The organism is Promicromonospora sp. MS192, assembly GCF_049532985.1.
In the GTDB taxonomy this organism is placed as follows: domain Bacteria; phylum Actinomycetota; class Actinomycetes; order Actinomycetales; family Cellulomonadaceae; genus Promicromonospora.
The window spans coordinates 2,035,864-2,046,920 of sequence record NZ_CP186693.1 but is presented as its reverse complement, the minus strand read 5'-3'; the positions used below and the strand labels follow the sequence as shown (position 1 = coordinate 2,046,920).

At 75.4% G+C, this 11,057-nt stretch carries 11 protein-coding genes; 9 read left to right on the top strand and 2 right to left on the bottom strand.

Annotation, left to right across the window (positions count from 1 at the left end; translation table 11 throughout):
* From mihF to ACO229_RS09200, 7 genes are all read left to right on the top strand, one after another.
* Entirely contained in the window at positions 1 to 312 is a 312-nt protein-coding gene (mihF, locus tag ACO229_RS09230; protein ID WP_119145571.1) for an integration host factor, actinobacterial type, read from the top strand.
* Between the two features lie 31 nt (positions 313 to 343).
* Positions 344 to 913: a guanylate kinase gene (gene gmk, locus ACO229_RS09225; protein WP_397418231.1), complete on the top strand. Its 570-nt coding sequence runs from the start codon at positions 344 to 346 to the stop codon at positions 911 to 913.
* 129 nt (positions 914 to 1,042) lie between these two features.
* Positions 1,043 to 1,378, top strand: a complete 336-nt coding sequence (rpoZ, locus tag ACO229_RS09220) for a DNA-directed RNA polymerase subunit omega (protein ID WP_397418228.1) — start codon at positions 1,043 to 1,045, stop codon at positions 1,376 to 1,378.
* Positions 1,379 to 1,424: 46 nt separating this feature from the next.
* Positions 1,425 to 2,675, top strand: a complete 1,251-nt coding sequence (gene coaBC / locus ACO229_RS09215) for a bifunctional phosphopantothenoylcysteine decarboxylase/phosphopantothenate--cysteine ligase CoaBC (RefSeq protein ID WP_423464656.1) — start codon at positions 1,425 to 1,427, stop codon at positions 2,673 to 2,675.
* A 108-nt stretch (positions 2,676 to 2,783) separates the two neighbouring features.
* Positions 2,784 to 3,974 (top strand): methionine adenosyltransferase, encoded by a 1,191-nt coding sequence (gene metK / locus ACO229_RS09210; protein WP_397430268.1) that lies wholly within the window; start codon positions 2,784 to 2,786, stop codon positions 3,972 to 3,974.
* Between the two features lie 98 nt (positions 3,975 to 4,072).
* Positions 4,073 to 6,316 (top strand): primosomal protein N', encoded by a 2,244-nt coding sequence (locus ACO229_RS09205; RefSeq protein WP_423464655.1) that lies wholly within the window; start codon positions 4,073 to 4,075, stop codon positions 6,314 to 6,316.
* Positions 6,313 to 6,969 (top strand): HAD family hydrolase, encoded by a 657-nt coding sequence (locus tag ACO229_RS09200; RefSeq protein ID WP_423464653.1) that lies wholly within the window; start codon positions 6,313 to 6,315, stop codon positions 6,967 to 6,969. Before ACO229_RS09205 ends, ACO229_RS09200 begins: the two co-directional genes overlap by 4 nt.
* A gap of 6 nt (positions 6,970 to 6,975) precedes the next feature.
* On the opposite strand, the gene ACO229_RS09195 is transcribed toward ACO229_RS09200, so the two are convergent.
* Positions 6,976 to 7,704, bottom strand: coding sequence for a hypothetical protein (locus tag ACO229_RS09195; protein WP_397418213.1), 729 nt, complete (start codon positions 7,702 to 7,704; stop codon positions 6,976 to 6,978).
* 256 nt (positions 7,705 to 7,960) lie between these two features.
* Between ACO229_RS09195 and fmt the strand changes: the two genes are divergently transcribed.
* Together fmt and ACO229_RS09185 are read left to right on the top strand one after the other, a co-directional pair.
* On the top strand, positions 7,961 to 8,974 hold the full coding sequence (fmt, locus tag ACO229_RS09190; RefSeq protein ID WP_423464652.1) for a methionyl-tRNA formyltransferase: 1,014 nt from the start codon (positions 7,961 to 7,963) through the stop codon (positions 8,972 to 8,974).
* Complete coding sequence (locus tag ACO229_RS09185; RefSeq protein ID WP_423464650.1) at positions 8,971 to 10,548, top strand: RsmB/NOP family class I SAM-dependent RNA methyltransferase; 1,578 nt, start codon at positions 8,971 to 8,973, stop codon at positions 10,546 to 10,548. Before fmt ends, ACO229_RS09185 begins: the two co-directional genes overlap by 4 nt.
* Positions 10,549 to 10,596: 48 nt before the next feature.
* Here ACO229_RS09185 and ACO229_RS09180 read toward each other — a convergent pair whose 3' ends face one another.
* Positions 10,597 to 11,025, bottom strand: coding sequence for a DUF1761 domain-containing protein (locus ACO229_RS09180; protein WP_423464648.1), 429 nt, complete (start codon positions 11,023 to 11,025; stop codon positions 10,597 to 10,599).
* Positions 11,026 to 11,057 lie beyond the last annotated feature (32 nt).

The window sequence follows — 11,057 nt, the reverse complement described above, 5'->3', positions numbered from 1 at the left end:
GTGGCACTACCTCCCCTCACACCCGAGCAGCGTGCGGCAGCACTCGAGAAGGCCGCCGAGGCGCGACGCGCACGGGCCGAGATCAAGAACAAGCTCAAGTACTCGCAGGGCTCCCTCAAGGAGGTCATCGAGCAGGGCCGGCAGGACGACGTCGTGGGCAAGCTCAAGGTCGTCTCGTTGCTCGAGTCGCTCCCCGGGGTCGGTAAGGTTAAGGCCAGGGCGATCATGGAAGAGATCGGGATCGCCGAGACCCGCCGCGTCCGAGGCCTCGGACCGCACCAGACGGCGGCGCTCATCGAGAGGTTTGGCTGAGATCAGTACGACACAACCCGCACGGCTGACCGTGCTCGCAGGTCCCACCGCGGTGGGCAAGGGCACGGTCTCCGCCGACGTGCGGGACCGCTATCCGCAGGTCTGGCTCTCCGTGTCGGCGACCACCCGGTCGCCGCGCCCGGGCGAGGTGGACGGAGTGCACTACCTGTTCGTGTCGCCGGAGGAGTTCGACCGCATGGTCGAGGCCGGCGAGATGCTCGAGTGGGCCGTGGTGCACGGTCGTAACCGGTACGGGACGCCGCGCAGGCCGGTCGAGCAGAAGCTCGCGGCCGGGGTCCCCGTCCTCCTGGAGATCGACCTCCAGGGCGCGCGCCAGGTGCGTGACGCGGTGACGGCCTCGGGCCTCCAGGCCCGGTTCGTCTTCCTCGCCCCGCCGAGCTTCGACGAGCTGGTCCGCCGGCTCGTGGGCCGGGGCACGGAGGACTCCGAGGAGCGGGAGCGCCGGCTCGCCACGGCGCGCGTCGAGCTCGCCGCCGAGAAGGAGTTCGACGTCACGATCGTCAACGACGACGTGCACCGGGCCACGGACGCGCTGGTGTCCGTGATGGGTGTGGGGTCCACCACACCGGTCGCCGGGTAGCGGCGGGCGAGCGTACCCGGCGCGGCGGAGGTGCCCCCTGAGCGGCGCCTTCGTGCGCGGGAGCGGGTAGACTCACTCCTCGGACTTTCTTCTGTCACCACCCACCACTGAGACTTCTGGAGCTTCATCATGGCCGGAACCGTCGCCACGCCCGAGGGCATCACCGACCCGCCGATCGACGAGCTGCTCGAGCGCATCGACTCGAAGTACGGCCTGGTGCTGTACGCCTCCATGCGCGCCCGTCAGATCAACGCGTACTACTCGCAGCTCAACGAGGGCCTCCTGGAGAACGTGGGCCCGCTCGTCGAGACCCGCAACCAGGAGAAGCCCCTCTCCATCGCGATGCGCGAGATCAACCAGGGCCTCCTCACGATCGAGGAGGTCGACCCGGCCGAGGTGCAGGCGCAGGCCGACGCGGCAGCCGCGGCCAAGGCCGAGCAGGCCCTGCCCGAGTTCCCGGCCTGACCGGCCACGTCGCACGGTCGTCCGGCCCCGCGATGGACGTGTCCCGATGAGGATCCTGCTCGGTGTGTCCGGGGGGATCGCGGCCTACAAGGCCGTCCTGCTGCTGCGCCTGCTGCGTGAGCAGGGGCACGCCGTGCGCGTGATCCCCACCCGTGCCGCCCTGGAGTTCGTGGGTGCGCCCACCTTCGAGGCGCTGTCGGGCGAGCCCGTCAGCACCGAGGTGTTCGACGACGTGCCCGGCGTGCAGCACGTCGCGCTGGGCAAGAGCGCCGACCTGGTGATCGTGGCCCCCGCGACCGCCGACTTCATGGCACGTGCCGCCACCGGGCGGGCCGACGACCTGCTGACCACGACGCTGCTCGCCGCGAGCTGCCCGGTGGTCCTCGCTCCGGCGATGCACACCGAGATGTGGGAGCACCCCGCCACGCGGGCGAACGTGGCCACGCTCCGGGAGCGTGGCGTGCATGTGATCGAGCCCGCGTCCGGCCGGCTGACCGGCGTGGACACCGGTCCCGGCCGGCTGCCCGAGCCCGAGGACATCGCGCGGGAGGCGCTCTCCCTCGTGGAGACGGGCGCCGCGCGGACCGGCCCGCAGGACCTGTCCGGCCGCCGGGTCGTCGTCTCGGCGGGTGGTACCCGCGAGCCCATCGATCCCGTGCGGTTCATCGGCAACCGGTCGAGCGGTCGCCAGGGCGTCGCCCTCGCGCAGGCCGCCCTGGACCGGGGTGCCACGGTCACGCTCGTGGCCGCCAACCTCGCGCAGGACGTGACCGACCAGGTGTCGGCCGGGCAGGCCGGGGCCGGTCCGGCGTCCTGCTCGGTGGTGCGGGTCGAGTCGACCGCCGAGCTGCGTGACGCGGTGCGGGCCGCCGGCGCGGACGCCGACGTCGTGGTGATGGCCGCCGCCGTGGCGGACTTCCGGCCCGCGACCGCGCCTGACGCGAAGATCAAGAAGGTGCCGGGCCAGGGGCCCGGGCCGATCGAGCTGGTGGAGAACCCCGACATCCTCGCGGAGATCGCGCACCAGCGGCTGCGTCCCGGCCAGGTGGTCGTGGGCTTCGCCGCGGAGACCGGCGACGCCTCCGGCAGCGTCCTGGACCACGGGCGCACCAAGGCCCGGCGCAAGGGCGCCGACCTGATCGCGGTGAACGCCGTCGGTTCCGGCCGTGGGTTCGGCACCGACGGCAACGAGGTGACCATCCTGGACGGCGCCGGCGACGTCGTCGGGCAGGCCTCCGGGACCAAGCGCGAGGTGGCCGACGCCCTGTGGGACGCCGTCGCCAAGCTGCTGCCATGAGCACGAACCGTGTGGATCCGGCCCTCGTGAAGGTCAAGCGGCTGCCGTGACCGCCGTCTCACCTTTCAGGATCGACTGTTCGCTGTGCGAGACCGTAGGCTGGTGCCCATGAGCGAGCTGCGCCTTTTCACGTCCGAGTCCGTGACCGAGGGTCATCCGGACAAGGTCTGTGATCAGATCAGCGACGCGATCCTGGACGCGCTGCTGGAGCAGGACCCGACCTCCCGCGTCGCGGTCGAGACCATGGTCACCACGGGGCTGGTGCACGTCGCGGGTGAGGTCACCACCGAGGCCTACGTCGAGATCCCGCAGATCGTGCGGGACGTGGTGCGGGGCATCGGGTACACGTCGTCCGCCATCGGGTTCGACGGCGACTCCTGCGGCGTCTCGGTGTCGATCGGGCAGCAGTCGCCCGACATCGCCCAGGGCGTGGACAAGGCGCTGGAGCTGCGGGACGACTCCGGCGACCTCGACCCGCTGGACGCGCAGGGCGCGGGCGACCAGGGCCTGATGTTCGGGTACGCGTCGGACGAGACGCCGTCGCTGATGCCGGTGGCGGGCTGGCTGGCGCACCGGCTGTCCGAGCGGCTGGCCGCGGTCCGCAAGTCGGGCGAGCTGCTGGGCCTGCGCCCGGACGGCAAGACGCAGGTGACGGTCGGCTACGACGGCGACCGCCCCGTGGTGGTGGACACCGTGGTGCTCTCCACGCAGCACGACGCGGACGTGCTCCAGGAGAAGCTGCACGTCGAGGTCGCCGAGACCGTGATCGCGCCCGTGCTGGACGCCGCGGGCCTGGAGTGGTCGGGTGCCAAGCAGTTCGTGAACCCGACCGGCAAGTTCGTGATCGGCGGGCCGCAGGGCGACGCGGGCCTGACGGGGCGCAAGATCATCGTCGACACCTACGGCGGCATGGCACGGCACGGCGGGGGCGCGTTCTCCGGCAAGGACCCGTCGAAGGTGGACCGGTCGGGTGCGTACGCCATGCGCTGGGTGGCCAAGAACGTGGTCGCCGCGGGCCTCGCGCGACGCTGCGAGGTGCAGGTGGCCTACGCGATCGGCAAGGCGCACCCGGTGGGGCTGTACGTCGAGACGTTCGGCACGGAGACGGTGCCCGTGGGCCGGATCACGGCGGCGATCGCCGAGGTGTTCGACCTGCGCCCGGCGGCGATCGTCCGCGACCTGGACCTGCTGCGCCCCATCTACCGGGCCACCTCCACCTACGGGCACTTCGGCCGCGAGCTGCCGGACTTCACGTGGGAGCGCACCGACCGCGTGGCCGACCTGCAGAGCCTGTTCTGAGCCCTGGCGCCCACGCCGCCCCCGCGGTCCGTGCCCACCGGTCCCAGGGGTCCGGCCGGGCGAGGCGGAGTGTGGGTGGCGCGTGATGGGATAGGGGCGTGAACGGGGCAACGAGCCAGGCCGGGAGGGTTGCGGCACAGCAGGAGGCGCTGCTCGGGCTCGACGAGGTCGGGGGCGAGGACGCCGGGCCCGGCGTGCCGCGGGCCAGGGACCCGCTGGGCAACGCCGAGACCAACGGCATCCCGATCGCCGCGACGCTCCCGGTGGCACGGGTGGTGCTCGACCTGCAGCCGGCGCACCTCGACCAGCCGTACGACTACCTGGTCCCGGCCACCATGGACCAGGACGCGCAGCCCGGTGTCCGGATCAAGGCCCGGTTCGGGCGGCAGGAGGTCGCCGGGTACGTCGTGGCGCGCCTGGCCACGTCCGATCACGACGGGCGGCTCGTGCCCCTGCGCAAGGTGGTGTCCGGCGAGCGGGTGCTGACGCCCCAGGTGCTGGAGCTCTGCCGTGCGGTCGCGGACCGCTACGCGGGCACCCTGGCCGACGTGCTCCGGCTGGCGGTGCCGCCGCGCCACGCGCGCGTCGAGAAGGAGGCGGCGGCCGAGGAACCGTCCGGTCCGGTGCCCGGCCGCCAGGAACCCCCGCACGGCGACGGCGGGCGTCCGGTCTCCGCGTGGGCCCCCTACCGCGGCGGGGAGGCGTACCTCCGCCGGATCCTGGCGGGCGAGGCACCGCGAGCGGTGTGGTCGGCGCTGCCCGGCGTGGGCACGGACACCGATGACGCGGCGACCCCGCACTGGGCGGCCGCCGTCGCGCAGGCGGTCCGCGCGTGCGTGGCGGGCGGGCGAGGGGCCCTCGTCGTGGTGCCGGACGCGCGGGACGCGGCGCGCGTGGGCGCGGCGCTGGAGGGCGCGGGCCTAGCCGAGGACGACGTCGTGCGGCTGCTGGCGGACGACGGGCCCGCACCGCGGTACCGCGCGTTCCTGCGGTCGCTGCGCGGCGCCGCACGGGTGGTGGTGGGCACGCGCGCCACGATGTTCGCGCCGGTCGCCGATCTCGGCCTCGTGGTCCTGTGGGGCGACGGCGAGGAGACCCTGGCCGAGCCCCACGCACCGTACCCGCACGCGCGCGACGTGCTGGCGCTGCGCGCGGAGCGGGAGGGGGCCGCGTTCCTGCTGGGCTCCCCGGGGCGGACGGCACAGGCGCAGGCGCTGCTCGTGTCCGGCTGGGCGCGCGAGCTCGCCGCGGCCCGCGACGTCGTGCGCGCCCGGGCTCCGCGCGTCCGGGCGCTGACGTCCGTGGAGCTGGCCCGGGACGGCGCCGCGGCCGCCGCCCGCCTGCCGTCCGTGGCGTGGCGGGCCGCGCGGGACGCCCTGGAGAACGGCCCCGTGCTGGTCCAGGTGCCGCGGTCGGGATACCTGCCCGTCGTCGCGTGCTCGCGGTGCCGGGTCGCGGCCCGCTGCGCCCACTGCCACGGCCCGCTGGGCCTGCCGCACGCCGACGGCGCGCCCCAGTGCACGTGGTGCGGGCGCCTGGCGGGCGGCTGGCGCTGCGCGGAGTGCGGGTGGACGGGTCTGCGGTCGGTCCGGGTGGGCTCGGCCCGCACCGCCGAGGAGCTCGGCCGGGCGTTCACGGGGGTGCCGGTCCGGCTGTCGTCGGCGTCCGCCCCGGGCGGGGTGATCGACTCCGTGCCCGCCACGCCCGCGCTCGTCGTGGCGACCCCGGGCGCCGAGCCGGTCGCGGCGTCCGGGTACGCGACCGCGCTCCTGCTGGATGCCGCCGTGATGACCGGCGGCACGGGGCTCGCCGCGGGCACGGAGGCGCTGCACCGCTGGCTGGCCGCCGCGTCGCTGGTCCGCCCGGGACCGCACGGGCAGGTGCTGCTCGTGGGCGACGGCGCGCCCGGTCCCACGCAGGCCCTGGTGCGCTGGGACCCGGCGGGCTTCGCGGCGCGCGAACTCGACGAGCGGGCCGAGCTGCACCTGCCGCCGGCCGTGCGGGTCGCCGCGGTGACGGGGGACCGCGCGGCGGTGGACGCGGTCGTGGCCCGGGTGGGTCTCCGCGAGGACCTGGGCTCGGGGTCGGGCGTGCTGGGTCCGGTCGAGATCGACCCCGACGGCGGTCGTGGCCCCGGCGGGCGGGGCGGCGCGGCGCCGTCGGGCGGCTCACGCGGGGGCGGGGTGCAGGCGCTGGACCTGCCCGTCCGCACCGTGCTGCGGGTGCCTCTGGCCCAGGGCGACGAGCTGGCCCGTAGGCTCAGGACGAGCCTCGCGGTCCGTTCCGCGCGACGCGAGGGCGGTACCGTCCGCGTCCAGCTCGACCCGAAGGAGATGCTGTGAGCACGAGCTCCGAGACCCACCCCGTGACCTACCCTGCCGTCGACACGGCTATCGACACCGTCGTCTACGACTTCGGGAACGTGCTGGTCGGCTGGGACCCGTTCGGGCCGTACGAGGGCCGGCCGCGGAGCGAGGTCGAGGCGTTCTTCGAGGCCGTGGACTTCGGGGCGATCAACCACGCCGCCGACGCCGGCACGCCGTACGCGGTGCTGCTCGAACGCGTCGCCCGGACCCACCCGGACCTGGTGGAGGATCTGCGCCGGTACGTCGAGCACTACGAGCTCTCCCTGACCGGGCCGATCGACGGGTCGGCGGAGCTGGTCTCCGAGCTGAAGCAGCTCGGGCTCCGGCTCTACGGGCTGACCAACTGGCAGGCCGAGACGTTCCACAGCGCCGAGCCCGCGGCGCCCGCCATCGGGCTGATGGACGACGTGATCGTGTCCGGCCGCGAGGGCATGGCCAAGCCCGACCGGCGCATCTTCGAGCTGGTCGTCGAGCGGTTCGGCGTCGACCCGGCGCGTGCGGTCTTCGTGGACGACAAGGTGGTCAACGTGGACGCCGCCCGCGGCGTCGGGTTCCACGGGATCGTGTTCACGCACACGGGCGCCCTGCGGCGGGACCTGCGCGCCCTCGGGCTCCCGGTGGCCGGCTAGGGCGGATCAGCTCCCGGAGAGGTCGACGACGAGGTCCGACGGCGCCGCGGCCCGCAGGTCCTCGAGGGAGGCCACATCGGCCTCAGGGCGGGAGTCACCCGGTCCGGCAGCCGCGATGGCGTCCGCGACCGGCCAGGTCAGCGTGCCGTCGTCGTGCACGTCGCCCAGGAACGCGTCGTCGAACACGATGACCCACTCCGGTGGCGGCCACGGCTCCGGGCCGACGTGCGTCAGGAACAGCACCACGTCGCCGAGCGCGACCAGCTCCCCGGCCACCCGCTCGACGTCGGCCCGGCCGTCCACGTCCACGTGCACGGTGACGGCCCGGCCCTCCAGCCCCAGGTCACCCAGCGAGTCGACGACCTCGTCCACCTCGAACCGCAGGTCGATCATCGCCCGGCTCGGGTCCTCCGGCGTGCCCTGTGCCCAGTCCGTGAACCGGCCCACCGCCGCCAGCTCGGAGGCGTGCGCCTCGCCCGCGTCGAGGTACCGGACCGACGGGAGGGCGGCCGTGACCGACTCCGGGTACCAGGCGTAGTCGGCCGTCGGTGCGGGCAGGGCGAGCACCTCGGCGAAACCCGCTCCGCCGATGTCCTGGCCCGGCGGCGCCGGGGCGTCCGCCCCGCAGCCCGCCGGCAGGACGGCGCAGAGCGCCACCAGGGGCACGACGAGCAGCGCGCGGTACCCGGCCCGGGCAGCAGCCCGGCGACCGGTCGGATCCTCGTGACGGCGCATGCGGGCCCTCCTGTGACCGGGAACGTGATACCCGACTGTGTCCCGGCAGGGACCGTCCTTGCGCGCACCGGTGTCGCGACGGGCGAATCACCCGCGCCCGCCGCACCGCTCCTGCCGCACCGCACCCGCCGCACCGCACCCGCCGCACCGCACCCGCCGCACCGGGCCCGCGTACCCGCGCCGCGACCGGACCCGGACACCCCGGCCCGTGCCCGGTCGCGCCGCCCCGGTCACCCCGCACACCTAGACTGACCCGGTGCGTCTTCTCTTCGCCGGAACCCCCGAACCCGCAGTCGCCTCGCTCGACGCCCTCCTGCGCTCCCGCCACGAGGTGGTCGCCGTCCTGACCCGCGCCGACGCGCCGTCGGGCCGCGGGCGCAAGCTCGCCCCGAGCCCCGTGCGCGCCCGGGCCGAGGAGGCCGGGATCCCGGTCATCACCGACACCCCCCGCGGCGACGAGTTCGTCGCCCGCCTGCGCGACCTGGACATCGACGCCGCGCCCGTGGTCGCCTACGGCCACATCCTGCGCCCCGCCGTCCTGGCCGTACCCCGCCTCGGCTGGGTCAACCTGCACTTCTCCGTGCTGCCCGCCTGGCGCGGCGCCGCCCCCGTGCAGCGCGCCGTCATCGCCGGCGACGAGATCACCGGAGCCACCACCTTCCTGCTCGACGAGGGCATGGACACCGGCCCCGTGCTCGGCACCACCACCGAGACCATCCGGCCCACCGACACCTCCGGCGACCTCCTCGCCCGCCTCGCCGTCTCCGGCGCCGAGCTCCTCGTGGCCAGCCTCGACGCCCTCGAGGACGGCACCCTCCAGCCGCAGCCCCAGCCCGCCGACGGCATCACCGTCGCGCCCAAGCTCACCACGGAGGACGCCCGGGTGACCTGGACCGACCCGGCGCTCGCGGTCGACCGGCTCGTGCGCGGCTGCACGCCCGCACCCGGCGCGTGGACCCTCCTGCCCGACGGCTCGCGCCTCGGGATCGGCCCGGTCTCGCCGCGGCCCGACGTCGTGGACCTGCGTGCCGGCGAGGTGCGCGCGCTCAAGCGCGAGGTGCTGGTGGGCACGGCCACGCACGCGGTCGCGCTGGGCGAGGTGCGGCCCGTGGGCAAGAAGGCCATGCCGGCACCCGACTGGGCGCGCGGCGGGGGACGGGCGCTCGTCGAGGCGGGCCTCGTGCTGGACGCTCGGGCGGAGCACGCGGCGCCGGGCGGGACGCCCGGCGCGCAGGGCGCCACGGCGGGTGCCACGGACGTGGTCGCATGAGCGGGTACGACGGCGGCCGCGGCTCCCGGGGTGGGTCGCAGGGCGGTTCACACGGCGGTTCGCGCGACGGCGGCCGCGCGGCCGGCGACGAGCGGCGCAACGCGTCAGGACGGCAGCGCTCCGCGGCACGGTTCCGCGGCGACGACCGGTCACGCACCTCCCAGGCGCCCTCCGAACGGCGCAAGCGCACCGACCCCGCCCGGACGGCGGCGTTCGACGTGCTGCGCGAGGTCGACGAGTCCGACGCGTACGCCAACCTGGTGCTGCCGCCGTTGCTGCGCGAGCGGCGCATCCGCGGCCGCGACGCCGGGTTCGCCACCGAGCTGACCTACGGCACGCTACGGCTGCGCGGGCGGTACGACGCGATCCTGGCCACCTGCGTGGACCGCCCGCTGCCGGGCCTGGACCCGGCGCTGCTCGACGTGCTGCGGCTCGGGACGCACCAGCTCCTCGGCATGCGCGTGCCCGTGCACGCCGCCGTCTCGGAGACCGTGGGGCTCGCCCGCAACCGGGTCGGCGCCGGCCCGGCGCAGATGGTCAACGCGGTGCTGCGCCGGGTCTCGGAGCGCACGCCGGACGAGTGGCTGTCGGTGCTCGAGAAGGAGGCGCCCGACGCCCTCGCGGGCCTCGCCGCCACCCAGTCCCACCCGCTGTGGGTCGTCCGGGCGCTGCGCGAGGCGCTGGCCGGCAACGGCCGCCCGGCGGACGAGATCGGCGACCTCCTCGCCGCGGACAACGCCGCACCCCGGGTCACCCTGGTGGCGCGACCCGGTCTGGTGGACGCCGCCGACGAGGACGCCTGGGGCGACGTCGATCTCGTCGCCGGCCGCTGGGCGCCCACCGCGCTGCGGCTGGAGGGTTCCGACCCGTCCGGCGTCCCGGCGGTCCGCGAGGGTCTGGCGGGCGTGCAGGACGAAGGGTCCCAGCTCGTCGCCCTGGCCCTGGCCGCGGCCCCTCTGGAGGGCTCGGACGCACGCTGGCTGGACCTGTGCGCCGGCCCGGGCGGCAAGGCGGCTCTCCTGGCGGCCCTGGCCGCGCAGCGCGGTGCCCGGCTCGTGGCCAACGAGGTGGCCCCGCACCGCGCCCGCCTGGTCGCCGGCGCGCTGGCCGCCCTGCCGGACGGCGCCGTCGAGGAGGTGCGCACCGGCGACGGCCGCGAGGTCGGCGTCGACGAGCCCGGTGCCTACGACCGGGTCCTGGTCGACGCGCCCTGCACCGGCCTGGGCGCGCTGCGCCGCCGGCCGGAGAGCCGGTGGCGCCGGACGCCGTCGGACCTCGCCGCCCTGACGGGGCTGCAGCGCGAGCTGCTGACGAGCGCCCTGGACGCCGTCCGGCCCGGGGGAGTGGTGGCGTACGTGACGTGCTCGCCGCACCTGGCCGAGACGCAGCTCGTCGTGGCGGACGTGCTGCGCCGCCGGGACGACGTCGAACGCCTGGACGCGCCCGCCGTGGTGCGGTCGGTGGTGCGCCCGGACGCCGAGATCCCGCTGGGCGACCGGGACGACGTGCAGCTGTGGCCGCACGTGCACGGTACGGACGCGATGCACCTGACGCTGCTGCGCCGGACCGCGTGACGGCCGGGGCGGGGCCCGCCCGCCCCGGCCGTGGCCAGGCCGTGGTGGTCAGACGCCCGCCGGCGGCCATACCCCGATGATCACGGCCATGACCAGCACCGTGACCAGCTCGTGCGCGAGGTTCAGGGTGGTCAGGGCCGGCGGGCGGCCCTCGAAGGCGTCGTGCGTGATCATCCGCGCCGCCGTGAACCCGATCCAGAGCAGCACGCCGGTCACCACGGCCGCGGAGAGGAAGCCGCCCTGGTAGAACTCCCACGAGATGTAGACCGCACCGGCCAGCACCCAGGCGGTCAGGAAGCTGACCAGCACCGTCACGACGATGGGCCAGATGCCCGCGGCCTGCGCCGCCTTCGGGTCGACCCGGGCGAGCCGCATCCAGCGGGTGCCGAACACCTTCGGCGTGTACCAGACCGAGCCCACGACCAGCGTGGACAGCGTGGCCACCACAACAGCCCAGTAGTTCACCTCGGGGATCATCGTCGCTCCCGGTCCGTCGGTGGCGCGCGGCG

Excerpts from the sequence above, each read along its gene's own strand:
- ACO229_RS09195 (WP_397418213.1), bottom strand. The coding sequence starts at position 7,704 with ATGCGCCGTCACGAGGATCCGACCGGTCGCCGGGCTGCTGCCCGGGCC.
- coaBC (WP_423464656.1), top strand. The coding sequence starts at position 1,425 with ATGAGGATCCTGCTCGGTGTGTCCGGGGGGATCGCGGCCTACAAGGCC.
- ACO229_RS09180 (WP_423464648.1), bottom strand. The coding sequence starts at position 11,025 with ATGATCCCCGAGGTGAACTACTGGGCTGTTGTGGTGGCCACGCTGTCC.
- metK (WP_397430268.1), top strand. The coding sequence starts at position 2,784 with ATGAGCGAGCTGCGCCTTTTCACGTCCGAGTCCGTGACCGAGGGTCAT.
- ACO229_RS09185 (WP_423464650.1), top strand. The coding sequence starts at position 8,971 with ATGAGCGGGTACGACGGCGGCCGCGGCTCCCGGGGTGGGTCGCAGGGC.
- rpoZ (WP_397418228.1), top strand. The coding sequence starts at position 1,043 with ATGGCCGGAACCGTCGCCACGCCCGAGGGCATCACCGACCCGCCGATC.